25 protein-coding genes, 4 tRNA genes and 1 pseudogene are annotated in these 22,447 nt (G+C 69.9%); 17 read left to right on the plus strand and 13 right to left on the minus strand.

Annotated elements, in window-relative coordinates:
* Positions 1-18 precede the first annotated feature (18 nt).
* Complete coding sequence (locus HDA40_RS21875; protein ID WP_253758839.1) at positions 19-1,356, minus strand: ABC transporter substrate-binding protein; 1,338 nt, start codon at positions 1,354-1,356, stop codon at positions 19-21.
* Between the two features lie 125 nt (positions 1,357-1,481).
* Here HDA40_RS21875 and HDA40_RS21880 point away from each other — a divergent pair, with 125 nt between their 5' ends.
* The 3 genes from HDA40_RS21880 to HDA40_RS21890 are packed head-to-tail and all read left to right on the plus strand — an operon-like array spanning position 1,482 to position 2,434.
* On the plus strand, positions 1,482-1,871 hold the full coding sequence (locus HDA40_RS21880) for a hypothetical protein (protein WP_253758841.1): 390 nt from the start codon (positions 1,482-1,484) through the stop codon (positions 1,869-1,871).
* A 27-nt stretch (positions 1,872-1,898) separates the two neighbouring features.
* Positions 1,899-2,135, plus strand: coding sequence for a hypothetical protein (locus HDA40_RS21885; protein ID WP_253758844.1), 237 nt, complete (start codon positions 1,899-1,901; stop codon positions 2,133-2,135).
* Positions 2,132-2,434 carry a type II toxin-antitoxin system PemK/MazF family toxin gene (locus HDA40_RS21890; protein ID WP_253758846.1) on the plus strand — a complete coding sequence of 101 codons (303 nt, stop codon included), beginning with the start codon at positions 2,132-2,134 and terminating at the stop codon, positions 2,432-2,434. The genes HDA40_RS21885 and HDA40_RS21890 overlap by 4 nt, the downstream gene beginning before the upstream one ends.
* A gap of 68 nt (positions 2,435-2,502) precedes the next feature.
* Here HDA40_RS21890 and HDA40_RS21895 read toward each other — a convergent pair.
* The 4 genes from HDA40_RS21895 to HDA40_RS21910 all read right to left on the minus strand — a co-directional run bounded on the left by HDA40_RS21895 (position 2,503) and on the right by HDA40_RS21910 (position 3,539).
* A tRNA-Phe gene (locus HDA40_RS21895) sits at positions 2,503-2,576 on the minus strand.
* Positions 2,577-2,618: 42 nt separating this feature from the next.
* Positions 2,619-2,695: transfer RNA gene (locus tag HDA40_RS21900), tRNA-Asp, on the minus strand.
* Between the two features lie 33 nt (positions 2,696-2,728).
* Positions 2,729-2,801 (minus strand) — tRNA-Glu (locus HDA40_RS21905).
* A gap of 150 nt (positions 2,802-2,951) precedes the next feature.
* On the minus strand, positions 2,952-3,539 hold the full coding sequence (locus tag HDA40_RS21910; RefSeq protein ID WP_253758848.1) for a polysaccharide deacetylase family protein: 588 nt from the start codon (positions 3,537-3,539) through the stop codon (positions 2,952-2,954).
* Between HDA40_RS21910 and HDA40_RS21915 the strand changes: the two genes are divergently transcribed.
* Positions 3,517-3,813, plus strand: coding sequence for a hypothetical protein (locus tag HDA40_RS21915; protein WP_253758850.1), 297 nt, complete (start codon positions 3,517-3,519; stop codon positions 3,811-3,813). The two genes, HDA40_RS21910 and HDA40_RS21915, sit on opposite strands and share 23 nt — an antisense overlap.
* Before the next feature lie 397 nt (positions 3,814-4,210).
* Here the strand turns inward: HDA40_RS21915 and idi are convergent, their stop codons facing one another.
* Both idi and crtI read right to left on the minus strand, forming a co-directional pair.
* A complete protein-coding gene (gene idi / locus HDA40_RS21920; protein ID WP_253758851.1) occupies positions 4,211-4,753 on the minus strand; it encodes an isopentenyl-diphosphate Delta-isomerase in 543 nt (180 codons plus the stop codon).
* Complete coding sequence (gene crtI / locus HDA40_RS21925; protein WP_253758853.1) at positions 4,750-6,237, minus strand: phytoene desaturase family protein; 1,488 nt, start codon at positions 6,235-6,237, stop codon at positions 4,750-4,752. Before crtI ends, idi begins: the two co-directional genes overlap by 4 nt.
* A gap of 94 nt (positions 6,238-6,331) precedes the next feature.
* Here crtI and HDA40_RS21930 point away from each other — a divergent pair, with 94 nt between their 5' ends.
* Entirely contained in the window at positions 6,332-7,216 is an 885-nt protein-coding gene (locus tag HDA40_RS21930; protein ID WP_253758856.1) for a phytoene/squalene synthase family protein, read from the plus strand.
* Positions 7,217-7,260: 44 nt separating this feature from the next.
* Here the strand turns inward: HDA40_RS21930 and HDA40_RS21935 are convergent, their stop codons facing one another.
* Positions 7,261-7,821, minus strand: a complete 561-nt coding sequence (locus HDA40_RS21935) for an NADPH-dependent FMN reductase (protein WP_253758858.1) — start codon at positions 7,819-7,821, stop codon at positions 7,261-7,263.
* A gap of 121 nt (positions 7,822-7,942) precedes the next feature.
* Between HDA40_RS21935 and HDA40_RS21940 the strand changes: the two are divergent.
* Positions 7,943-8,742 (plus strand): annotated as a pseudogene (locus HDA40_RS21940) (isocitrate lyase/PEP mutase family protein).
* 118 nt (positions 8,743-8,860) lie between these two features.
* The gene (locus HDA40_RS21945; protein ID WP_253758860.1) at positions 8,861-9,046 is read left to right on the plus strand and encodes a DUF397 domain-containing protein; all 186 of its coding nucleotides are present in this window, start codon (positions 8,861-8,863) and stop codon (positions 9,044-9,046) included.
* Between the two features lie 48 nt (positions 9,047-9,094).
* On the opposite strand, the gene HDA40_RS21950 is transcribed toward HDA40_RS21945, so the two are convergent.
* Positions 9,095-9,166: transfer RNA gene (locus HDA40_RS21950), tRNA-Lys, on the minus strand.
* Between the two features lie 118 nt (positions 9,167-9,284).
* Between HDA40_RS21950 and HDA40_RS21955 the strand changes: the two genes are divergently transcribed.
* On the plus strand, positions 9,285-9,488 hold the full coding sequence (locus tag HDA40_RS21955; protein WP_253758863.1) for a hypothetical protein: 204 nt from the start codon (positions 9,285-9,287) through the stop codon (positions 9,486-9,488).
* Between the two features lie 99 nt (positions 9,489-9,587).
* Here HDA40_RS21955 and HDA40_RS21960 read toward each other — a convergent pair whose 3' ends face one another.
* On the minus strand, positions 9,588-10,160 hold the full coding sequence (locus HDA40_RS21960) for a TetR/AcrR family transcriptional regulator (protein ID WP_253758865.1): 573 nt from the start codon (positions 10,158-10,160) through the stop codon (positions 9,588-9,590).
* A 106-nt stretch (positions 10,161-10,266) separates the two neighbouring features.
* Here HDA40_RS21960 and HDA40_RS21965 point away from each other — a divergent pair, with 106 nt between their 5' ends.
* Both HDA40_RS21965 and HDA40_RS21970 read left to right on the plus strand, forming a co-directional pair.
* Positions 10,267-11,337 carry an alpha/beta fold hydrolase gene (locus tag HDA40_RS21965; RefSeq protein WP_253758868.1) on the plus strand — a complete coding sequence of 357 codons (1,071 nt, stop codon included), beginning with the start codon at positions 10,267-10,269 and terminating at the stop codon, positions 11,335-11,337.
* Positions 11,338-11,462: 125 nt separating this feature from the next.
* Entirely contained in the window at positions 11,463-12,014 is a 552-nt protein-coding gene (locus HDA40_RS21970; protein WP_253758870.1) for a hypothetical protein, read from the plus strand.
* Positions 12,015-12,089: 75 nt separating this feature from the next.
* Here the strand turns inward: HDA40_RS21970 and HDA40_RS21975 are convergent, their stop codons facing one another.
* On the minus strand, positions 12,090-14,198 hold the full coding sequence (locus tag HDA40_RS21975; RefSeq protein WP_372502906.1) for a S9 family peptidase: 2,109 nt from the start codon (positions 14,196-14,198) through the stop codon (positions 12,090-12,092).
* A 158-nt stretch (positions 14,199-14,356) separates the two neighbouring features.
* Here HDA40_RS21975 and HDA40_RS21980 point away from each other — a divergent pair, with 158 nt between their 5' ends.
* The 7 genes from HDA40_RS21980 (at position 14,357) to ccsB (ending at position 21,725) form a co-directional block, all read left to right on the plus strand.
* On the plus strand, positions 14,357-15,535 hold the full coding sequence (locus HDA40_RS21980) for an FAD-binding oxidoreductase (protein ID WP_253758872.1): 1,179 nt from the start codon (positions 14,357-14,359) through the stop codon (positions 15,533-15,535).
* Between the two features lie 395 nt (positions 15,536-15,930).
* Entirely contained in the window at positions 15,931-17,250 is a 1,320-nt protein-coding gene (gene hemL, locus HDA40_RS21985) for a glutamate-1-semialdehyde 2,1-aminomutase (protein ID WP_253758874.1), read from the plus strand.
* Positions 17,247-17,864 carry a histidine phosphatase family protein gene (locus HDA40_RS21990; protein WP_253758876.1) on the plus strand — a complete coding sequence of 206 codons (618 nt, stop codon included), beginning with the start codon at positions 17,247-17,249 and terminating at the stop codon, positions 17,862-17,864. The genes hemL and HDA40_RS21990 overlap by 4 nt, the downstream gene beginning before the upstream one ends.
* The gene (locus tag HDA40_RS21995) at positions 17,864-18,418 is read left to right on the plus strand and encodes a TlpA family protein disulfide reductase (protein WP_253758878.1); all 555 of its coding nucleotides are present in this window, start codon (positions 17,864-17,866) and stop codon (positions 18,416-18,418) included. The genes HDA40_RS21990 and HDA40_RS21995 overlap by 1 nt, the downstream gene beginning before the upstream one ends.
* On the plus strand, positions 18,411-19,181 hold the full coding sequence (locus HDA40_RS22000; protein ID WP_253758880.1) for a cytochrome c biogenesis CcdA family protein: 771 nt from the start codon (positions 18,411-18,413) through the stop codon (positions 19,179-19,181). The genes HDA40_RS21995 and HDA40_RS22000 overlap by 8 nt, the downstream gene beginning before the upstream one ends.
* Positions 19,178-20,743, plus strand: a complete 1,566-nt coding sequence (gene resB, locus HDA40_RS22005; protein ID WP_253758882.1) for a cytochrome c biogenesis protein ResB — start codon at positions 19,178-19,180, stop codon at positions 20,741-20,743. Before HDA40_RS22000 ends, resB begins: the two co-directional genes overlap by 4 nt.
* Complete coding sequence (gene ccsB, locus HDA40_RS22010; RefSeq protein ID WP_253763724.1) at positions 20,724-21,725, plus strand: c-type cytochrome biogenesis protein CcsB; 1,002 nt, start codon at positions 20,724-20,726, stop codon at positions 21,723-21,725. The genes resB and ccsB overlap by 20 nt, the downstream gene beginning before the upstream one ends.
* Before the next feature lie 104 nt (positions 21,726-21,829).
* Here ccsB and HDA40_RS22015 read toward each other — a convergent pair whose 3' ends face one another.
* On the minus strand, positions 21,830-22,210 hold the full coding sequence (locus tag HDA40_RS22015) for a type II toxin-antitoxin system death-on-curing family toxin (RefSeq protein ID WP_253758884.1): 381 nt from the start codon (positions 22,208-22,210) through the stop codon (positions 21,830-21,832).
* On the minus strand, positions 22,210-22,416 hold the full coding sequence (locus HDA40_RS22020) for a toxin-antitoxin system HicB family antitoxin (protein WP_253758886.1): 207 nt from the start codon (positions 22,414-22,416) through the stop codon (positions 22,210-22,212). Before HDA40_RS22020 ends, HDA40_RS22015 begins: the two co-directional genes overlap by 1 nt.
* Between the last annotated feature and the right edge of the window lie 31 nt (positions 22,417-22,447).

Raw genomic sequence — 22,447 nt, forward strand, 5'->3', positions numbered from 1 at the left:
CCGAGCCGGCGCGTCCGCTCAGCCGGCGGTACGCGGGTCCACGCCGGCCGCGGCCAGTTCCAGGATGGCGTAGGTCGACTCGGTGAGGCCGATGATGAGTACGCCCTCCGGGCCGAACTCCTTCACCTGCGCGGCCTGGTCCGGGATCTTGAGATCCTCGGGCTTGCCGCTGGCCGGGACGTCGTAGCCGACGACCTGGATGTCGATCTCGTCGACGCCCGCCTTGATCAGCTCGGCCTTGACGCCCTGCTGCAGACCCTCGCCGTACGCGTCCTTCCGGTACACGATGCTGATCTTGCGCAGGCCGTCGCGCATGATGACGTCGGCCAGCGCCCGGGACTGGAGTTCGTCCGACGGCGCCGCCCGGAAGAAGAAGCCGCCGTCGTCGATCGCGCTGAGCGCGGCCGAGGTCGCCGACGGCGCGAACAGGATGACCTTGCGGGACGCAGCCTCGGGGATGAGCTTGGTCGCCACGCCGGAGCTGCTCGGTCCGAAGAACATCTGAGCGCCCTGCGCGATCTGCGCGTCCATGGCGGCCTTGCCCTTGTCGGCGTTGGTGCCGTCGTCACCGTCGAGGAACTGCACCGGCTTGCCCAGTACGCCGCCCGCCGCGTTGATCTCCTGGATCGCCAGCTTGGCACCGGCCCGCTTGGGCGGGTTGCTGCCGGAGTTGGTGCCGGTGATCGCGGTCAGCCCGCCGATGATCAGCGGAGCACCGCTCTCCTTGACCGAGGTCTTCACCGGCGCCGGACCCGGGTCGGTGGACGCGGCCGCCTCGCTGCCCGCCCCGACATACTCCGTGAGCTGCTTGTTGATCTGGCTGTCCGCGCTGAAGTGCAGCGTCCCGTACGACGTGGTGGACGGCTCGCCCTTGTCCTTGAACCCGGTCTTCACCGTGATGCCGACGTAGCGGATGTCGGTGCCCTTGCGGGCCAGCGCCAGACAATCCTCCGGAGTGGAGCAGTCCTTGCCGCCGATCGTCACCCCGTTGACGTAGTTCTTGACGACGGTCGCGTCGGTCGTCCGGGCCAGCTGCGTCGCCAACGCCATGATGACCATCACGTCGTACGACTCACCGGCGTACGAGTAGTCCTTGAGATTGGGGTCGATGGCCCGCAGACGGGCCTTGAACTCCTCGCTGATCGCGGTGAGCGGGGTGGTGCCCTTCATGCCGTCGATGAGGCCGGGCTGCGCCTTGCCCACCGGCTCGCCGATGGTGTTCTTCATGTTGCCGTCGGCGCCGTAGAACCTGATCGACTGATGGCTGTTCGTCGGCTCGTCCTTCTCGCCGCAGGCGGCGACGCTCAGCGCCAGCGCGGCACACAGAAACAGTCGGATCCCGGGCGTTGGGCGCATGAGGGGTCGCCTTCCTGAACGATCAACTCGCCCCGGAGACTAGCGCGCTCCGGGTTCTGTCGGGAAGTGGTCATCAAAGTTGTGCCTGACCGGTTGCGTTGACATCGCGTCGTACGCTCCCAATCGTGACCGCCGATCCCCACCGCGTCTTCGAGGACGCGGCGCTGCTGCTCGACCAAGCTCTGGCGGGCGACCGGGCGGCGGCGGTCGAAACCGTCGGCACCGTAGTCGGTGGCCAGGGCATTTCCGGCGCGCTCGGGGTGGCCTGGTGTCTCGCCGGCACGATCACCGGCGACGGGAACCCGTCGGGCCTGTGGTCCCTCGACTTCCCCGAGATCGACGAGGCTCAGTATGACGCACGCTGGGTCGCCCGGTTCATCAGCGCGTACCTGAACGAGGACGAGCCGACGGCCCAGGCGCTGGTCGGCGCGGCCCAGGAAGACGGGCGGCTGGAGGACTGCCTGCTCACCCTCGCCGGATCGACGGTGGCCACGCTGCATCATCGCGAGCACTGAAGCGGCCGACGTGTCATCATTTCGGGCATGTCGCAGGTGAACCTGATGACCTCACTGCCCGAACACGCGCTGGACGTCCTGCGCGACCGAGCCCGCCACGACGGCGTACCGCTCGGAGAGTGGCTCGCCCGCGCGATCTACGACAAGGCGACCCGCGACAGCGGCGCCGACCCGGCCCGCAAGGACGCCGCCCGACGCCGACGCTTCATCGCCGACACCGAAGCCGACCGACTCCGCCACTTCCGCCAGGTCGAATCCGCGTGAACCGGGGCGTGGTGTGGGACTACTCGCCCGCCTCCGGACCATCCGTACGCGTCGTGGTGCTCTCCAACGAGATCCACAACTCGGTCTCCTGGCCGGTGTGCGCGTACCTGACGAGACGGGCGACGCCGCTGGTGCCCACGATGGTCCCGCTCGCCGATCCCGATCCTGTGGGCGGCGCGGTCGACCTCGCGACTCTCGGCACGATCAACCCGGATCGCCTCTCCGGACCGGTCGGGATGCTCACCGGGGCGAGTCTGGCTCGAATCGGCGAGGCGGTTCGAGCGCTCTTCGGCCTCTAGCCGGCTCGGCGATCTGCCCTATAGAAACGCGAAATGACCAGGCCCGAAGCCTGGTCATTGAGGGGAAGTGGCCAGGGGCGGGGTCGAACCGCCGACCTTCCGATTTTCAGTCGGACGCTCGTACCAACTGAGCTACCTGGCCGTTCAACACGAACGCCGCGCACACTACGCGCGGCGTCAGCGCTGGCGGTCCTGACGGGACTTGAACCCGCGACCTCCGCCTTGACAGGGCGGCGAGCACTCCAACTGCTCCACAGGACCTTGCTTCGGGAGACTGTACCAGTCTCCCTTCCGTGCCCCCAACGGGATTCGAACCCGTGCTACCGCCTTGAAAGGGCGGCGTCCTAGGCCGCTAGACGATGAGGGCGGCCGAACCATCATCGCACATTGCGACTCAGGCTGTTTTGCTCCCATCCGGCCCCGCCGGAGGCTTGCAAAGCATATGCGATGCCCTCCCGGCCCGCCAAATCGACCTACCACTAAGCGTCGACCGGGCGGACCGTGGCGTACGCACAGGTCAAGCCGTGCCTGGTGGAAGCGCTTGGAGAACGAACTTTGCTTTCAGCGCGGGCAGGATCTGATGAAGGGCCGAGTTGGTCTGGCTCCGATCGCCGCCGCCGTCGTGCATGAGCACGATCGAGCCCGGCGAAGTGTGACCGACGACACGGCTGACGATCTGGGCCACGCCGGGACTCTTCCAGTCCCAGGGGTCGACGCCCCAGCCGAGCGGGACCTTGCCCATCTCCTTGAGCAGCTTCACCTCGCCGGCCGTCCACTCGCCGCCCGGTTGACGGAAGTAGCGAATGGGCACGCCGGGGACGACGGCGTGGATCGCCGCGTCCGTACGCGCGATGTCCGCCTTGATCTGAACATCCGTGCGGTGGCCGAGGCGCAGGTCGTGCGACCAGCTGTGGTTGCACAGGGTGTGGCCCTCCGCCACCATCCGGCGTACGAGCGCGGCGTTGGCCTTCACCTGGCGTCCGATCAGGCAGAACGTCGCTTTGATCCCGGCCGCCTTCAGTTGGTCGAGCACCTTCGGCGTCCACGTCGGCTGTGGGCCGTCGTCGAAGGTCAGCGCGACCGTGAGATTCCCCGTCCGGCTCATCACGGAACCCTTCGGCGGCTTCGACTCGTCCACTTTCCGCGCCGGCACCGTGGTCGGCGACGGAGACGGCTTCGGCGACGCGGACGGGCTGGCCGAGGCCGACGGCGCGGCGGTCGCCGACACGTTCGCGTCCGGCTTCGACGGACCCGACAGGCAACTGCCCAAGGCCGCGACCCCGAGGATCGCGACGAACCCGGCGCTGGCCACCGACCGGCGGGCCCGCGACGAAAGCACGCTCGACCCGCGAGACCACGCTCGCAGTCGGCGCAATTGATTCACCAGCCACGGTCCGAACGCCGCCGACGCTCGAATCAGCAGCCGGCCGACCGCTTTGAGCAGGCGCGATAGGCCCGCACCGGTTCGACCCGCCAGTTCACGGGCACGGGGCACCGGCATGCTTCCCTCCCCAGGACGGCTGCCGGCGTACCGGGGGCGGTATCCCTCACGCGGTTCCCCGCAGACCACCGAGAGGGCCGCCAGCAGTCACAAGCGCCCAGCCTTCCATGGCCGGGCCGAGTTCGCGAGTCCGACTCGCGAGATCGATCACGATACCGGGGGATTGATCAGGGCGGCCCGGACACGACACACCGGTCGAGCACGACCACTAGTTCATGATCACGCGGAAAGCGAGCGAGCGCGCGGAAAGCGAGCGAGCGGGGAGCGAGCGAGCGTCAGCGCAGGGCGAGCGAGGTGACGCCGGCCAGCCAGGGCGAGTAGTGCGATGGATTCGCGGCCATCGCCGTACGCAGGTCACTTGGGTCGACCCAGCGGACGGCGGCGACTTCGGCCGGATCAGGCCGCAGGGTGAGCAGATCCGCGTCGACGATGCCGAGGAGCACGTGGTCGTACTCGTGCTCGACGAGGCCGCTGTCCGGGTCGTCGGCCCGGTAGAGGTGGACGCCGACTTCGGTCAGGCTGAGGTCGTCGAGCACGCCGAGTTCTTCGGCCAGCCGGGTCAGCGCCGCCTCGACCACGGTGGTGCCGGGCGACGGGTGCCCACAGCAGGCGTTCGCCCAGCGCAGGGGGAAGCGGGTCTTCACGGCGGCCCGCTGTTGCAGGAGGAGGCGGCCGGAGGTGTCGAGCAGGTGCACGGAGAACGCCCGGTGCAGCCGCCCGGGGGCGGTGTGGGCGTCGGCGACGGTCGCCGAGCCGGTCGGCTCACCGGTCGGGGAGACCAGCTCCACCAGCAGTGATTCTCGAACGGAAGAGGTCATGCCAGGTCTCCTGTGATCCGGCGGGCGGCGAGCTTGCCCGAGATGAGAACCATCGGTACGCCCACGCCCGGCTGGGTCCCACTGCCCGTGAACACCACGTTGGACAGGCCGGGATGCAGGTTGCCGGGCCGGAACGGACCGGTCTGCGCGAACGTGTGGGCGTACGAGAACGGACTGCCGGCGACGTGGCCCTCCCGGGCCCAGTCCGCCGGGGTCACCACGTGCGAGACCTCGAGGTCCAGGCCGAGGTCGTAGTAGCCGCGCTCCTCCAGCGTCGCCATCAGCTCACCGGCGTACCGGCGGCTCATCGCGGTCGTCCAGGTGACGGGGGCCACCGTGAGGTTGGGCACAGGGGCCAGCACGTAGTAGGTCTGCCGGCCCGGTGGCGCGGCGGTGTCGTCGGTCTTCGTCGGGTTCGTGACGAGCAACGAGGGGTCGGTCATCAGTTCCCCGCGGTCGATGACCTCCTCGAACGTACGCTCCCAGGCCCGCCCGAAATGCAGGTTGTGGTGGGCGATTCCGGCGTACCGGGCGCGCGCGCCGAGGTGCAGGACGACGCAGCTGGGACTCGGCCGCAGCCGCTCCAGCCGGGCCGGGGCCGGCGTGGGGAGCAGTGAGAACGCGGCGGCCAGGTCCGGGTTCAGCACGACGACGTCGGCCGGTATGCGTTCCCCGTCGACGGTGTGCACCGCGACCGCCCGGTCGCCGCGCGTCTCCACTCCGGACACGATGGTGTCGTAGCGGAAGGTGACGCCGTGCTTGACCGCGACGTCGGCCAGCGCCTGCGGCACGGCCTGCATACCACCGCGCGGGTGGTAGACCCCCGCCACGGTGTCCAGGTAGGAGATCACCGCGTACAGGGCGAGGGCGTGATCGGGGGCCAGCCCGGCGTAGAGCGCCTGGAACGAGAAGATCCGCCGGGTTCGGGGGTCGCTGAAGAACTGGGAGATCTTCGGCCCGAGCCGGCGGAACCCTCCGGTCAGCGCGAGCTTGATCAGATTGGCCGTGAGCAGGTCGCGTGGCCCGTCCAGGTTCTTGTCGATGAAGTCCTGGCGTTCGAGCCGCCACAGCCGCTCGGCCCAGGCCACGAACCGGCGGTAGCCCGCGGCCTCCCGGGCGCCGCACAGCTCGGCGACGGCCTGCTCCATCCGATCGGAGTCGGCCGTGACGTCCAGGGTGCTGCCGTCCGGATAGTGCGCCCGGTACGCCGGGTCCAGCCGGATCAGGTCGAGCCAGTCGTCCAGGTCCTCCCCGACCGCCGCCATCGGCTCGGCGAGCAGGTCGGGCGCGGTCAGGACGGTCGGCCCGAGGTCGAAGCGATAGCCGTCCAGCTCCAGCCGACCGGCCCGGCCGCCGGGGATGCCGGCCCGCTCGATCACGGTGACGTCCCGGCCGGCGCCGGCCAGGTGCAAGGCGCAGGCCAGCCCGCCGAGGCCCGCCCCGACGACTATGACCCGATTTGTCTGACCGGAGATGGTTCGCACGTTTCGAATAGTCGCACGCGGCTCCCGGCGAACCCGCACCGGCAGGCCCCGTACCCTTGCGTTCTGGTGATTATCCGACAGAGCTGGGAGACGGGTGAACGAGCAGGTCGCGGCGGCGTACCAGCGATGCCGGGAACTCCATCGCCGCCATGGTCGCAGCTACTACCTGGCGACCCGTCTGCTGCCCGCCGCGTCCAGGCGGCACGTGCACGCGCTCTACGGCTTCACGCGTACCGCTGACGACATGGTCGACACTCCCGGCCGGGAGCATCCCGCGGAGGCCCTGGCCCACCTGCGTGATCGCCTGCACGCGGGGCTCGCGGACCCGGCGGCGGTGGCCGGCGACCCGATCCTGCCGGCCGTCGTGCGGACCGTGCGCGAGCTGGATCTTGACGTCGCGGACCTGGACCGGTTCGTCGCGAGTATGGCGATGGATCTCACGATCACCCGCTACGAGACCTACGACGACCTGCTCGTCTACATGGATGGATCGGCGGCGGTGATCGGCACGATGCTGCTGCCGATCCTCGCCCCCGCCGATCGGGCCGCCGCCCGCGAACCCGCGCGCCAGCTCGGCCTGGCCTTCCAGCTCACCAACTTCATCCGCGACATCGCGGAGGACCTCGGTCGCGGTCGCGTCTATCTTCCGCAGGCGGACCTGCGGGAACACGGCGTCCGCGTCGAAGATCTCCAGGCGGCCACCGCCGGGCGCGCGCTGCGTGCGGCCGGTCCCGCCACGGAGTCCATTCGCTCCCTCATCGGGTACGCCATGAGCCGTGCCCGGATCCACTACGCGGCAGCGCAGCCGGGCATCGACCTGCTGCCACCGGCGTCGGCCCGCTGCGTGCGAGTGGCGCACCGGGTCTACGGCGCGATCCTCGACGAGGTGGAAGCGCGCGGCCGGGACGTGTTCGGCGAGCGCGTCGTCGTCCCCCCGGTACGCCGCATCCGCCTGGCGCTCAGCGCCCTACGACGATGACTTCACGCCGGTGACATCACGCCGGTGACTTCACGCCGGTGACTTCACGCCGGTGACTTCACGGCGCTGACGAGTGCCACGAAGTCGGTGATCGACTGCCGCATCCGCTTGGCCTGCTTCGGATCGACGAGGAGACCGCCCGCAGTGAACGCGGTGTCGGCCTGCGCGACCGAGATCATCTCGGGAAACATCCGCGCGCCGAGATGCTCCAGCGGTACGCGCAACGCCCATAGCCCGCGATTGCCGCCGGTCAACCGGGGCGAGGCGCTCATGAGCAGACCGTGATGCCCCCAGAACGGCTGTGGCTTCAAGCGCGACACCCAGTCGACGAGGTTCTTGACCGTTCCGGGAACGCTGGCGTTGTACTCCGGGCTGACCAGCACAAACGCGTCCACCGACCGCAACCGCTCGGCGAATCGCCGTGCCCCGTCCGGTACGCCCTGGCCGTCCTCGGCACCGGCGTCGTACCCGGGCACCTGGAATTCGGCGTACGCCGCGAGGTCGACGTCGACGCCACCCTCCCGGAGCACCGAGGCGGCCAACTCGGCCAGCGTCACGTTGAACGACCCCGGGCGCAGCGAGGCGCCCATCACCAAGAAGCGCACCGCCTGATCCTGTCATCTCGCTCCAGGCGACCGGCGAAACCGGGGGGTGGGGCGTTCGACCGATGATTCAGGTGGGACCGAATCAATACCGGCAGCCTTACGGCCCGTCGAAACTTGGCTCATGACTCACGCCGAACTGTTCCGTTCCCTCCACGTTCCCGGCCGCCCGCTCGTCCTCGCCAATGCCTGGGACGCCGCCAGCGCCGCCCTGGTGGCCGCCGCCGGTGCGCCGGCCGTCGCCACCACGAGCGCCGGGGTCGCCTGGAGTCTCGGCGTGCCCGACGGCGACGTGCTCGCCCGCGAGCAGGCGGTCGAGCTGATCGCGCGGATCGTCCGGGCGGTGGGCGTACCGGTGACCGCCGACATCGAGTCCGGCTTCGGCGCCACCCCGGACGAGGTCGCCGAAACGGTCCGCGCGGTCGTCGCGGCGGGCGCGGCCGGCATCAACATCGAGGACAATTCCCACGGCGGCCCGGCCGTGCTCCGCCCCGTCGCCGAGCAGGCCGAACGACTGGCGGCAGTACGCGACGCCGCCGCGGACTCGGGGCTCTTCGTCAACGCCCGGATCGACACATACCTGGCCGGTGCCGGTGGGCTGGACGAGACGGTGGAACGTGCGATCGCGTACCTGGCGGCCGGGGCCGATGGCGTCTTCGTGCCGGGTGTCGCCGACCCCGCGACGTGAAGGAACTCGTGGCCGCCATTCCGGCGCCGGTGAACATCCTCGTCGGCCCCGGTTCCCCGACCGTCGCCGAACTGGCCGACCTGGGCGTGGCCCGCGCCAGCCTCGGATCGTCTATCGCGCAGGCCGCGTACGCCCTGGTGCGCCGGGCCGCCGAGGAGGCGTACGCCCACGGCACCTACGAGTCCGTTGTGGACGCCGTCGACTACGGGACCCTGAACGGGCTTCTGCGGCGCTGAATGGCGGCTCACCTGGGAGAAGCTCGACTAGGGCCTGTCGGGCCACAGTGGAGGCCCCGCTGTGGTATGACAAACCGGACATCCGCACTGGATCGACATCTCACCCAGGGAGCCCGAATTGCTCACCGAGCAGTGGCACACCAGCACGCGTAGCAACGACACCAACTGCGTCGAGGTCCGCGCCCGTCGCGGGCAGGTCGAAGTCCGCGACTCCAAGGACCGCGACCACGACATGCTGGTGTTCTCCGCCAACGCGTGGGAGTCGTTCGTCGACGGCGTGAAGGCCGGCGAGTTCGACTCCTGAGTACGCAGACGGCCCCCACCCTCGCCGGGGTGGGGGCCGCCGCACGTGTGGGGCATGTAGGACTCGAACCTACAACCTACGGATTAAAAGTCCGCAGCTCTGCCATTGAGCTAATGCCCCGCCGCCAGAAGGGTACCGGAAACAGCCGGGTCAGCGCGTCACGGAGGGGCAAGATCGCTTTATCCGGTGGCGTCCGGTGACCGCATCCATGACAGACATGTCCGTTATGCTGTCCGGCGTGCATTTGACCTTCATCCGCAAGACCGCACTTTCGAACGAGAACAACTGTCCTTCCCTGTACAAGACCGACCGCGACACGTACATCGTCCAGGGCTGGCGGGTCACCGACCCGGAGACCCTGGAGCAGTTGGACATCCCCGGGCACGAGACGGTCGTCGAGGTGCCCAGCGACGTTCTCGCCGAGATAGCCCGTTCCATCTGATCGCTGTCGACGACGCGCCGCCCTCGCCGGGGCGGCGCGTTTCGCGTCTGTGCCGCCCGGTCACACCGGCAGACGATCATGATGCGCGAAGTGGCGGGGTCAGGTGGAGAGCGGCGCCAGCGACCGCACGGCGCTGACGAACTGTGCCCCGGTGAGCGCGCTGTCCGGGTCGACGAGCCATTGGGTGGCTACCCCGCCGAGTATCGCCTGGTAGAAGGTGCCGAGCGCGAGAGCTTCCGTCTCGGTGGGCGTACCGCCGGCGAAGTCGCCGAAAAGCTCGGCCAGGGCTAGGCGAGCGCCGCGGTTGGCCGCCGCGAAGGTCTCCTGCATCTCCGGGTCGAGCCGGCCCAGCACCTCGAACTGGACGCTCCAGAGCGGACGGTGGGCGGCGAAGGACTGCAGGACTTGGGCCCAGACCGATTCCAGGCGCTGCGCCGGGGTAGCTGCGGGGTCGGCTTCGACCGCCATCGTGCGGCCCAGGTCCTCACCCCATTCTTCCAGCGCCTGGAGCAGCGCCGTGTTCATCAGGGCTTCCTTGGTGCCGTAGTGATAGCCGATCGCCGCGAGGCTCACGCCGGCGGCGGTGGCGACGTCCCGCGCGGTCGTGCGCGCGTACCCCTTTTCGTAGAGGCAGCGCTTCGCGCCCTCCAGCAGATCCTCTCGATTTCCCATGCCAAAGAAGGTAGCACAACCGTCTTGCACATTTGTCTAAGACGGTTGTACAGTCATCCCAGCCGCCGCACGGCAGGCGAAATCCCCTCGCGGAAGGAAAACCGAAATGATCGAGACCGTCGCCGCCACCGCCGCCGCCGTCATCGCGCTCCCCGTCGTGGGCGCTCTGGGTTATCGGGCGGTACGCCGCTCGGCGACCGCGAAGCACCTGGCGATCACCACCCCGAACGGCATCGCCGAGGAGCACTACCTGCGGATCGGCGGAGTCGAGCAGTGGGTGCAGATCCGGGGCGAGGATCGGGCCAACCCCGTCTTGTTCGTCCTGCACGGCGGCCCCGGCTCGCCGTACGCGGTCTTCACGCCGCTGATCCGATCGTGGGAGAAGCACTTCACGGTGGTGCAGTGGGACCGCCGGGGCGTCGGCAAGACCCGAGCTCGCAGCGGCGCCGCCGATCCGGCCGTCAACACGTTCGCCCAGTCGGCCGACGACGCCGTCGAGGTGATCGACTTCGTCCGGGGGCACCTGGACCAGGACAAGGTCGTGCTGCTCGCGGGCTCGATGGGGACGCTGCTCGGCCTGCCACTGGCCCGCCGCCGGCCGGACCTGTTCTCGGCGCTCGTCTGCACCGACATGTACACCGACATGTATCGCAACGAGCAGGACGGCTACCGCCTGGCGATGGAGCGCGTACGCGCGGCCGGCAACACCAAGGCGATCGCGGCACTGGAGAAGATCGGCGACGACCCGAACCGGTGGGACCTGCGGGCCTGGCAGGTGAAGATGGACGTGACGATGAAGACCGACCCGGTCACCCCGAACGCCGTCGCCAAGCTGCTGTTCCCGCTCGCCATGACGTCGCCGCTGTATTCCCTGTCCGGGGTGAAGCACCTGCTGGCCGGGTTCATGGACACGCAGAAGCAGATGCACGACGAGGTGATGCGCTACAACGCGTACGCCGACGGCACGCGCTTCGAGGTCCCGTTCGTCCTGCTGCAGGGCGCCTCGGACGTGCTGACCCTGACCGGGCCGGCGGTCGAGTTCTTCGAGCAGGTGGACGCCCCGGCCAAGGCGATGGCGCTGATCGACGACGCCAGCCACTTCGCCGCCTTCACCCAGCCCGGCCGGTTCCTGACCCAGCTCCTCGCGCACGTCCGTCCGATGGTGACGGCCAGCTGATCGGACATCGGCCGTTCGGCCATCTTGCGCCCGGACTCCGCGTGTCGCGTACGCGGAGACGGGCGCGAGGCCGTAGGGTGCGCACCGCTCTGCCACACCCCTCTTAGCTGGGAGCGCAAACCGAAATGAGTGACGGATACGTCCCTCGCGTCAACGTGATCAGCCGGCTCGGCGCCGGCGTCATCGGTGGCGTGCTCGGCGGCGTGGTGCTCGCCGCCGTCCTCTACTTCCTGGACGAAATCCAGGCGTACGGCCGCCTTGTCGGGCAGGAGTCGACCCAGAACGACATCGTGGTCGCCCTGTTCGTGTGCGGCTTCGCCGGCGCGGTCTTCGGCATCTTCGTCGGCCGGTTCGTCACCGGGCAGCTCATCCCGGCCGCCGGCGTCGGGCTCGTCTTCGGCACCGTCTGGTACCTCGTCCTGCAGCTGATCGTGCTCCAGATCCGCGGCGGATCACTGCTGGACATGGGCAAGAACGGGCTGATCGTGCTGGGGGCGTACGTCATCTTCGGCGCGGCTACCGCCATCATGTACTCGGAGTTCGGCCCGCGGCGGCAGTATCGCCGGTACCGTCGCCGGAGCGGCGACTACGAGCTGGAGTACGTGCCCCGGTTCCGGCGCAGCGGCTCCCGCAGCAGCTCGCGCCGTCGCCGTCGCCGCCGGGACGACGACGACTGAGCGCACAGAACCAACCGGATCAGGGATATGGGTCGAATCTTGGGTCAAGATTCGACCCATATCCCTGATCTGCTGCTAACGAGAGCCGACGAGGGTGAGGATCCAGGCGACCATGAACGCCTCTTCCTTCCAGGCGTCGTACCGCCCGGACGGGCCGCCGTGCCCGGCCCCCATCTCGGTCTTGAGCAGGTAGTCCCCGTCTGGTGCGATCGCCCGCAGCCGCGCGATCCACTTCGCCGGCTCGTGGTAGAGGACCCGGGTGTCGTTGAGCCCGCCCATCGCGAGGATCGCCGGGTAGTGCTGCGGCCGGACGTTCTCGTAGGGCGAGTAGCTCTTCATGTAGGCGTACACCTCTGGGGATTCCAGCGGGTTGCCCCACTCCTCCCACTCGGTAACGGTCAACGGCAGGTCCGGCCGCAGGATCGTGTTCAGCGCGTCGACGAACGGCACCTGCGCCACGATGCCCGCGAACAGCTCGGGCGCGAGGTTGGCGACCGCGCCGACGAGCAGACCACCGGCCGACCCGCCCCGGGCCACCGTCCGATCCGGACTCGTCCAGCCGCTCTTCTGCAGGTGCCGGGCCGCCGCCGCGAAGTCGGTGAAGGTGTTCTTCTTCGCGGTGAGCTTGCCCTCCTCGTACCACCGGCGGCCGAGTTCCCCGCCGCCCCGGATGTGCGCGACGGCGAAGACGACACCGCGGTCCACGAGGGACAGCCGCGGGATGGAGAACCAGGGGTCCATGCTCGTCTCGTACGACCCGTAGCCGTAGAGGACACAGGGCGCCGACCCGTCGCGGGGCGTACCGGCTAGGCACATGAGCGAGATCGGGACCCGGGTGCCGTCGTCGGCCACCGCCCACTCCCGATGCTGCTCGTAGCGATCCGGGTCGAAGCCGCCGAGCACCGGCTTGCGCTTGCGCAGCACCAGTTGCTCCCCGGCCGGGGCGTCCAGCACGTAGTCGTAGACCGAGTCGGGCGTGACCAGCGAGGTGTAGCCCAGCCGGATCACCCGCGTCAGGTAGTCCGGGTTGTCGCCGAGGCCCACCGTGTAGATCGGCTCCGGGAACGCGATGTCGAACGGCTCGCCCGCCTTCGGCAGTACCCGCAGCCCGGTCAGACCGTTGCGGCGCAGGGACACCACGACGTGCGTCGCGAACGCGTCCACGCCCTCCAGGCGTACCCCTCGCTGATGCGCGATGAGCGGGGCCCACTCGGCGGGAGCGTCGATCGGAGCCGTGGCCAGCTCGAAGTCTTCCGCGCCGTCGTTGTGGAGCACGAGCAGGCGGTCGCCGTCGGGCTCTACTGTGTACTCGACGCCCTGGCGCCGCGCGCGGACCGTGCGTGGCGCGGCGGTCGGCTCGGTGGCCGGGATGAGCCAGGCCTCGCTCGTAACCTTGCTGTGCGCCTCGATGACCAGGTACTCCTCGGAGCGCGACAGCTCCGCCCCGAGCCAGAACCGTTCGTCGGCCTCCTCCAGGACCAGCGCGTCGGCCGCGCGATCGGTCCCCAGCTGGTGCCGCCACACGCGGTTCGGCCGCCACGCCTCGTCGACCGTGAGGTAGAGGAGCGTCCCGGCGTCCGCGGACCAGGCCGCGCCGTAGAAGACGTCGTCGATGACGTCCGGCAGGTCCGCGCCGGTCACCAGGTCCTTGACGCGCAGGGTGAAGCGCTCGTCACCGGTGAAATCCGTCGAGTACGCGAGCAGCCGCCCGCCGGGCGCGACGTCGAACGCGCCGAGCTGGAAGAACTCGTGCCCCTCGGCGAGCTGATTCCCGTCGAGCAGGATCTCCTCGCCGGGCAGCGCGCCCCCGTCGCTCTGCGGCGGCGTCGAATCGTCGGAGGCGGCGAGTACGCGGCACTGGATGCCGTACTGCTTGCCCTCCTCCTGACGCGTGTAGTACCAGTGGCCGCCCTTTCGGACCGGCACCGACAGGTCGGTCTCCTGGGTCCGGCGTTTGATCTCCGCGAACACCGTCTCCTGGAGCGCCTTCTGACCGGCGGTCCGCTGCTCGGTGTACGCGTTCTCCGCCGTCAGGTAGGCGACCGTGTCCGGGTCTTCCTTGTCCAGCAGCCAGGCGTACTCGTCGATCACCTCGTCGCCGTGATGCCGGCGGATGTGCGCGGCCCGCTTCGCCACCGGCGCCTTGATCGAGAGAGTAGAGATCTGAGTAGGAGCGTTGGTCACACGGTGAGGTTACCGACCCACTGCCTGTATTGCGCCCGGTCGAGTGAAGGACTAAAATATCGAACGGTTGTTCTAATGCGGTACGAAATGCGGTAACGAGGGGAAACCCTTGCCGGCACCGCCGTTTCGCGTCCATCGGCTCCCAGTGAGGCGGGCAGATGATACCCATTCCGCGTACGCTCGCGGCAGCTCGCGCTCTGGAGGGCACTGTGCCCATCCGGGCTCCGATCGGCACCGGCCGGTGGACTGCCCGCCCGCAGCGTCTCGACGAGGTCGCGACCGTTCTCCGATTCGCCGCCGAGAAGGGCCGCGAGGTGCGCCCGCGCGGCGCCGCCACCAAGGCTTCCTGGTTCGCCGAGCCATCTGATGTGGACATCACGCTGAGCACCGGTGACCTGAGCGCCTGGCACTACGAGCCGGGCAGTCCGGTCGTCACCGTCGGGGCGGGCGTACCGCTGCAGGTCGCCCAGGTCCGGCTCGCGGCCTACGGCTTGCGCCTGGCGCTCGACCCGAGGTCGCCCGGCGCGACGGTCGGCGGCATCCTCGCCACCGACGAGGCGGGCCCGATCTCGATGCGCTTCGGTCGCCCGAGCGAGCAACTGCGCGGAGCCTGGGGCGTCCGCGCCGGTGGCACCCTGGTCGCCCTCGGCGAGCCCGACCCGGCCAGCGGTCCGGTGCGACCGGAGTCCGCCGAGCACCACCCGGATCCGGGCGACCGCCGCTGGCTGCCGACCGGCGTCCTGGTGAGCGCGACGCTGCCGGTCCAATCGATGCCTCCGGCCAGCCGATACGTCTCCCACGACGTCGCCTCCCCGCTGGAGGTCGGCGACCTCATGGCGCGGATGGAGGCGTGCTGTTCCGTGCCGACCGCGATCGAACTCGACCTGCCGGCCCTGTCGGAGTCCCGGATCGGCTACGTCGGCACGCTGACCGTGCTCGTCGAGGGCTCGGTCGCGAGCGCCACCGACCGAGCCGGCGAACTCGCCGACGCGTTCGGGCCGAAGACGGGCTTCCACGACGTCGCGCCCGAAGGCTGGGCGCGTTACCCGTGGCGGCGCGGCACCGACGTCGCCGTCAGGCTGGACGCGCCGTCCGACGCGCTCGCCTCCGTGGCGTACGCCATGCGCGACGCGGCCAACGCGCCCGTCGCGTTCCGGGCCAGCCTCGGCGCCGGAGTCGGCTACGCCGCGATCCCCGCCAACCTGCCGGCCGAGGTCATCCGAGCCGTCCTCGAAACGTGCCGCGACGTGCTCATGGGTCGCGGCGGCGAGGTCACCGTGCTCGCCGCGCCGGCCGGACTCCGCCGGATCATCGGCCTGGAGCTCCTGTACGCCTGACCGAGCCCGCCGCGCCGCCCGCCAACCCCCTCGGCTGGGCGGCGCGGCTCTTTGCTGCCCCGCGGTCGTCGCCACTGCCCTGGGGGTCGTCGCCACCGCCCCGGAGTCGTCGCCGCGCAGGGGATCCCTGCGGATCCCGCGCGCGGGATCCCTGCGGATCAGGGTTATGCATGCGATCTTGGGGCCGGGAAGCATGCGTATCCGTGATCCGCAGGGAACCGGGCCGGGCCGGCGCAGGGAACCGGGTCGGGCCGGCGGAGGGATCCGGCCGGGCGCGCGCAGGGAACCGTCGGAGGGAACCGGCCGACAGCCGGAACCGGGCGTATCCGTGATCTGCGGCTCAACGCGGGGCGGATGTCGGCAGCGCGCGACGGCAGTGCGAGAATAGGCGCGCTGTGATCGACGTACCCGCTTCCCAGGCCCTTTTCGACCGCGCCTCGGCCATCGTGCCCGGCGGGGTCAACTCCCCCGTTCGCGCCTTCCGGGCGGTCGGTGGGACTCCGCGCTTCATGGTCGAGGGCCGGGGGCCGTGGCTCACCGACGCCGACGGCAACCGTTATGTCGACCTCGTCTGCTCGTGGGGTCCGCTGATCCACGGGCACGCCCAGCCCGACGTGATCGCCGCGGTGCAGGCCGCCGCCGCGAGGGGGACGAGCTTCGGCACCCCGACCCCGGGTGAGGTCGAGCTGGCCGAGGAGCTGGTCGGGCGTACGGCGGTCGAGCAGATCCGGCTGGTCAACTCGGGCACCGAGGCGACGATGTCGGCGATCCGGCTGGCTCGTGGGTTCACCGGGCGTACGAAGATCGTGAAGTTCGCCGGGTGCTATCACGGGCACGTCGACGCGCTGCTGGCCGCGGCCGGCTCCGGCGTCGCGACCCTGGCGCACACCGGGAAGACCGGCGACGCCGCGGTTCCGGACTCGCCCGGCGTGACCGGCGCGTCGGCCGCCGAGACGATCGTGCTGCCCTACAACGACCTCCCCGCCGTCGAGGCCGCCTTCGCGGCGCACGGCGACGAGATCGCCGCGATCATCACCGAGGCCGCCGCCGGGAACATGGGCGTGGTCGCGCCGCTGCCCGGGTTCAATCAGGGGCTGGCCGACGTCGCCCACCGGTACGGCGCGCTGCTCATCGTCGACGAGGTGATGACCGGCTTCCGGGTGTCCCGGAGCGGCTGGCAGGGCCTCGATCCGGTGGACGCCGACCTCTGGACCTTCGGCAAGGTGATGGGCGGCGGGCTGCCCGCGGCCGCGTTCGGCGGGCGTACCGAGATCATGGGCCGGCTCGCCCCGGCCGGTCCGGTCTACCAGGCCGGCACCCTCTCGGGTAACCCGCTGGCCTGCGCGGCCGGGCTCACCAGCCTGCGGCTGGCGACCGACGAGGCGTACGCGAAACTCGACGCCACGGCGGCGAGGATCAGCACGCTGGCGACCGAGGCGCTGAGCCAGGCCGGCGTACCGCACACGCTGGCGACGGCTGGCAGCATGTTCTCAGTCTTCTTCACCGACACTCCAGTGGTGAACTACGACCAGGCGAAGACGCAGGACGTCGCGGCCTTCCGCGCGTTCTTCCACGCCATGCTCGACAACGGCGTCTACCTGCCGCCGAGCGCGTTCGAGGCGTGGTTCGTCTCGACGGCGATCGACGACGAGGCGTTCGAGGTGATCGGAAAAGCGCTGCCGGTCGCGGCAGCCGCGGCCGAGAGCGCCCGATGACCGAGAAAACGGTCGTTCACTTCCTCCGCCATGGGGAGGTGCACAACCCCACGGGCGTCCTCTACGGACGGCTGCCGGGCTTCAAGCTCAGCACGCTCGGCGAGCAGATGGCCGAGGCGGTCGCGAAGTCCCTGGCCGAACGCGACATCACGCATATCGTCAGCAGCCCGCTCGACCGCGCCGTGCAGACCGCGCAGCCGAGCGCCGCCGCCATGGGCCTGCCGGTCGAGACCGACCTGCGCCTGATCGAGAGCGAGAACTGGTTCGAAGGCCGGTCGGTCGGCTTCAGCCCACGCGTGTGGCCCAAGCTGATCAATCCGTTCCGGCCCAGCTGGGGCGAACCGTACAAGCACATCGCCCAGCGCATGCGCGACGCGCTGCACGACATCCGCGACGCGGCCCGCGGGCACGAGGCCCTGGCCGTCTCGCATCAACTGCCGATCTGGGAGCTGCGGCTCTTCCTGACCGGGCGGCGGCTCTGGCACGATCCGCGCAACCGCCAGTGCGCCCTGGCCAGCCTCACCTCCTTCCGTTACGAGGGCACCAGCCTGGTCGGCATCGACTATTCCGAGCCCGCGGCGCATCTCGGGCCCGGCAAGGGATTGGGGGCCTGATGGGTCTCACGCGCAGGTCCGCGGTGCTCGGCGTGCTCGCCGCGGTCACCCTCGCCGCCTGCTCCGACAATCAAGATCAGAAGGGTACGCAGAGCGGCCTGATCGAGGCCGCCAAGCGGAAGAAGGCCCCTGCCGTCACGGGCGACCTCCTCGAGGGCGGCAGTTTCGACCTGTCCGCGTACCAGGGGAAAGTCGTCGTGGTGAACTTCTGGGCGAGCTGGTGCGCGCCCTGCCGAGCCGAGGCGACCGATCTCGAAGAGGTCTGGCAATCCTCCAAGGCCTCCGGCGTGCAGTTCGTCGGGATCAACATCCGCGACGAGAAGGACAAGGCGATCGCGTTCCACTCCGGGCGCGCCACCTATCCGAGCATCTTCGACCCGGCCGGCAAGATCGCGCTGGGCTTCTCCGACGTCCCCCCGTCGGCGATCCCGTCCACCCTGGTCATCGACCAGCAGGGCCGGATCGCTTCGATCACGCGCCGAGACATTCGCGCGGCCGACCTGCGGGAGGTTGTCGAGGCGGTGGTGGCCGAGAAGGACTCCCCCAATGGGTAGGACCTTCGAGGACATGGCCACCGGAGGCCCGCTCGTCGTCGCGCTGCTCTTCGCGGCGGTCGCCGGGCTGGTCAGCTTCTTGTCACCCTGCGTACTGCCGCTCGTGCCGGGCTACCTCTCCTACGTGACCGGCCTGGTCGGGGCGGACCTCTCGGCCGCGCTCGGTGAGCGGGAGGGTCCGCGGCGGCGTGGTCGCGTACTGGCCGGGACGGCGCTTTTCACCGCCGGATTCGGCGTCGTGTTCATCACGACGACCGTGCTCGCCGCCCGCTTCGGCGGAAAGCTGATCAGCAACGCCCGCACGCTGGAGATCGTCGCCGGGGTGCTCATCATCCTCTTCGGTGTCGCGATGCTCGGCTGGATCCCCGGCCTGCAACGAGAGGTACGCATCCACCGGCTGCCGCAGGCGGGCCTGTGGGGCGCACCCGTCTTCGGCGCGGTCTTCGCCTTGAGCTGGATTCCCTGCATCGGACCGACGCTCGGCGCGGTCATGTTGCTCGGCACCACGAGCGGGCAACCCGTCCGCGCGGCCGCCCTGGCCACGGCGTACTGCCTCGGGATCGGGGCGCCGTTCCTCGCGCTCGGCCTCGGCATGCGACGGCTGGCCGGGGTGGTCAAGGCGATCCGGCGCAACTCTCACTGGGTCACCCGGATCGGCGGCGCCCTGCTCGTGCTCGTCGGCATCGCCCTGGTCACCGGGGCCTGGGGCGAGTTCATCATCTGGCTGCGTGCCACCGTCGGACCAGGATCGGTGAGCCTGTGAAAGCGATCCTCGGCTTCGTCGTCGCCAAGCTCCGAGGCGCGTGGCGGCAGCTCACCTCCATGCGTACGGCGCTGGTGCTGCTCTTCCTGCTGGCGGTCGCCTCGATCCCGGGCTCGATCCTGCCGCAGCAGGGCGTCAACCCGGAGAAGATCAACGAGTACTTCGTCAAGCATCCGGACCTCGCCCCGGTCATCGACAAGCTCGGCGGCTTCGACGTCTTCCGGTCCCCGTGGTTCGCCGCGATCTACCTGCTGCTGTTCACCTCGCTCATCGGCTGCATCCTGCCGCGTACGCGTGACCACGCGCGGGCGCTGCTTCGTCGCGTACCAGATGCTCCGAAGCGGCTGACCCGCCTGCCGGAACATCACCGCGGCCGGACCGAGCGCGGGGCCAAGGAGCTGGCCGCGGCCCTGCGCGGGTGGCGGACGGTGACCCGCGAGCACCCCGACGGGACAGTGACCATCGCGGCGGAGAAGGGCTTCCTCAAGGAGACCGGCAACCTCGTCTTCCACACCGCGCTGATCGGGGTCTTGATCGGCGTGGCGCTCGGCTCGATGCAGGGCTGGCACGCCAACCGGCTCCTGGTGCAGGGCCCGGAGCAGGCCTTCTGCACCACCCCGCAGCAGTTCGACGAGTACGTGCCGGGCACCGGGGTGAACCCGTCCGACCTGCCGAAGTACTGCCTGGAGCTGACCGGCTTCCAGGCGTCCTACCTGGACAGCGGGCAGGCCGAGTCGTTCGGTGCGACCGTCGCGGTGACCGGCGAGAGGACCGAGACCGCCGAGTTCTCGGTCAACCACCCGCTGCGCCTCGGCGACGCCAACGTCTACCTGCTCGGCCACGGGTACGCCGTGGTCCTGCGCTACACCGACACCAACGGCCGCAGCCAGACCGCGGTCGTGCCGTTCCTCCCGACCGACCAGCAGACGCTGACCAGCGAGGGCGTGGCGACCTTCCCGGACGCCAACGCCGACCCGACGACGGGCAAGCCCGACCGGACCAAGCAGGTCGCGTTCTCCGGGCTCTACGTGCCGACCGCACCGGAATCCGGCATGGTCACCCGGTCGATCTTCCCGGAGGAGCGCAACCAGCGCCTGGTGTTGACCTTCTACCAGGGCGATCTCGGCATCGACCAGGGCGTACCGAGTTCGGTCTACCGGCTCAACCAGAAACAGGTCGCCAACGGCAAGCTGAAGCAGATCGGCGACGGCAAGTCGTTGGAGGTCAACGGGAGCTGGACCCTGGACGACGGCTCGAAGCTGGAGTTCCTCGGTACGCGCCCGTTCGTGACCGTGTCGTTGCGGCACGACCCGGGCGAGCCGGTGGTGCTGGTCAGCATCCTGCTCGTGCTCGCCGGACTGATGCTCTCGCTGGGCGGCAAGCGCCGGCGGGTCTGGGTCCGGCTCACCCCGTCCGACGACGGGACCAACCTGCTGGAGATCGGCGGCCTGCCGCGCTCCGAGTACCCAGGCTTCGCCGCCGAGTTCGCCGCGGTCGTCGCCAAGCTGGACCTCAAAGAGATGGGAGACGACACCCGTGAGCCTGTCGACGCTCTCCGATAACCTGCTCGTCTTCGCGATCCTGGGCTACCTGGTCGCGATGATCCTCCACGCCTCCGAGTACTCCCTGGCGGGCAAGCGGCGAGCCGCCGCTGCCGTGCCGGCGGAGGAGCGGGTGCTGGTCGGCGCGGGCGGCCCGCCGGTTTCCGCGGAGTCGCCGGTCGCCCCGGCGTCGCCGTCGGCATCGGCCGAACCCGCCGAGCCCGCTGACCCGGCCGGACCCGACCTCGGTACGCGACTCGGCGGCTGGGCGGTCTACGCGACCGGGCTCGCCGTCCTGTTGCACCTGGGCGCGGCCGCGACCCGGGGCCTGGCCGCCGGCCGGATGCCCTGGGGCAACATGTACGAGTTCGTGCTCGCGGTGACCCTGGTCGGCGGGGTCGCCTGGCTGGCCGTCATGGTGCGGTTGCCGAAGCTGCGCCTGCTGGGCCTGCCCCTGACCGTCGTCCAGATCCTGCTGCTCGGCTTCGCCGGACTCGTCCTCTACACGCAGATCAGCCCGCTGGTCCCGGCGCTTCAGTCGTACTGGTTCGTCATCCACGTGACCTCGGTCGTCACCGCGTCGGGTCTGCTGCTCGTCGGCTTCGTCCCGGCCGCGATGTTCCTGGTCCGCGACGGATACGACAAGGGCCGCGTCCGGTTCCCGTACACCCTGGGCGCTCGGCTGCCCCGGGCGGAGGCGCTCGAACGACTCACCTTCGGGCTGCACGCGTTCGCGTTCCCGCTGTTCACCTTCGGGGTGGCCGCCGGCGCGGTCTGGGCCGAAGCCGCCTGGGGCCGCTATTGGGGCTGGGACCCGAAGGAGACCTGGGCCTTCATCTCGTGGGTGGTCTACGCGGGCTACCTGCACGCCCGCAGTACGCCCAGCGTCAACCGCCGGGTCGTGATGTGGATCGCCGTCCTCGGCTTCCTCACCATGCTGATGAACCTGTTCGGCGTGAACTTCTTCTTCACCGGTCTGCACAGCTACGCCGGCGTGGAGTAGCCGCCCTCGGGGCTTCGCGGCTTGGCACTGGATCAGGGTTCCCGGTCGAATCTTGGCTCAAGATTCGACACAGAACCCTGATCCAGCGGCGTCTTCGGGGGCGATTATGCGGGACTGAACAGGGCGCCGAGGCGCTCGGCGATCTCGGGGACCTCCATCCCGCCCTTGGCGACGTCCATGACCAGCTCGAAGGCCGGATCGTCGCGGCCGGTGAAGACCATCCCGTTGAGCCGGAGGAAGGCTTCGGCGGCGGCCCAGCCCATGCGCTTGTTGCCGTCGACGTACGGGTGGTTGCTGACCAGCGAGTGCAGCAGCGCGGCCGCCTTGCCCAGCAGCGTCGGGTACGCCTCGACGCCGAAGACCTCCGTTCGAGGCCGGAAGACGGCCGACGCCAGGAGCCCGGGGTCGCGGAGGACTGCGTGCGCGCCGATGATGTGCCGGGCGCCCCCGGCCACCTGCTCGACGGTCAGGTAGACGACCACCATCAGGCGGTGCCCAGCCGGTGCAGCAGGTCGGCGCGTTCGGCGGCGATGGTCCGGAAGACGTCGTCGGCGCGCTCGTCCGCCCGGCGGGCCAGCCATTCGTCGATCGCGGTGACGACGGCCTGGTTGACCGAGATCCCGACGGACTCGGCCTCGTCGCGCAGGGTCGCGCCCAGCTCGTCGGGTACGCGTACTGTCATGGTGGCCATGCACAGAATGATAGCAAGATCTGCCGTCACT

Source organism: Hamadaea flava (assembly GCF_024172085.1).
In the GTDB taxonomy this organism is placed as follows: domain Bacteria; phylum Actinomycetota; class Actinomycetes; order Mycobacteriales; family Micromonosporaceae; genus Hamadaea; species Hamadaea flava.

What these genes read in the sequence shown, in the direction of transcription:
- HDA40_RS21910 (WP_253758848.1), bottom strand. Translation starts at nt 3,539, where the DNA reads ATGAGCCGGACGGGGAATCTCACGGTCGCGCTGACCTTCGACGACGGC.
- HDA40_RS22015 (WP_253758884.1), bottom strand. Translation starts at nt 22,210, where the DNA reads ATGGTGGTCGTCTACCTGACCGTCGAGCAGGTGGCCGGGGGCGCCCGG.
- HDA40_RS21990 (WP_253758876.1), top strand. Translation starts at nt 17,247, where the DNA reads ATGACCGAGAAAACGGTCGTTCACTTCCTCCGCCATGGGGAGGTGCAC.
- HDA40_RS22020 (WP_253758886.1), bottom strand. Translation starts at nt 22,416, where the DNA reads ATGGCCACCATGACAGTACGCGTACCCGACGAGCTGGGCGCGACCCTG.
- HDA40_RS21970 (WP_253758870.1), top strand. Translation starts at nt 11,463, where the DNA reads ATGAGTGACGGATACGTCCCTCGCGTCAACGTGATCAGCCGGCTCGGC.
- HDA40_RS21885 (WP_253758844.1), top strand. Translation starts at nt 1,899, where the DNA reads ATGTCGCAGGTGAACCTGATGACCTCACTGCCCGAACACGCGCTGGAC.
- HDA40_RS22000 (WP_253758880.1), top strand. Translation starts at nt 18,411, where the DNA reads ATGGGTAGGACCTTCGAGGACATGGCCACCGGAGGCCCGCTCGTCGTC.
- HDA40_RS21980 (WP_253758872.1), top strand. Translation starts at nt 14,357, where the DNA reads ATGATACCCATTCCGCGTACGCTCGCGGCAGCTCGCGCTCTGGAGGGC.
- HDA40_RS21875 (WP_253758839.1), bottom strand. Translation starts at nt 1,356, where the DNA reads ATGCGCCCAACGCCCGGGATCCGACTGTTTCTGTGTGCCGCGCTGGCG.
- HDA40_RS21995 (WP_253758878.1), top strand. Translation starts at nt 17,864, where the DNA reads ATGGGTCTCACGCGCAGGTCCGCGGTGCTCGGCGTGCTCGCCGCGGTC.
- idi (WP_253758851.1), bottom strand. Translation starts at nt 4,753, where the DNA reads ATGACCTCTTCCGTTCGAGAATCACTGCTGGTGGAGCTGGTCTCCCCG.
- HDA40_RS21960 (WP_253758865.1), bottom strand. Translation starts at nt 10,160, where the DNA reads ATGGGAAATCGAGAGGATCTGCTGGAGGGCGCGAAGCGCTGCCTCTAC.
- HDA40_RS21965 (WP_253758868.1), top strand. Translation starts at nt 10,267, where the DNA reads ATGATCGAGACCGTCGCCGCCACCGCCGCCGCCGTCATCGCGCTCCCC.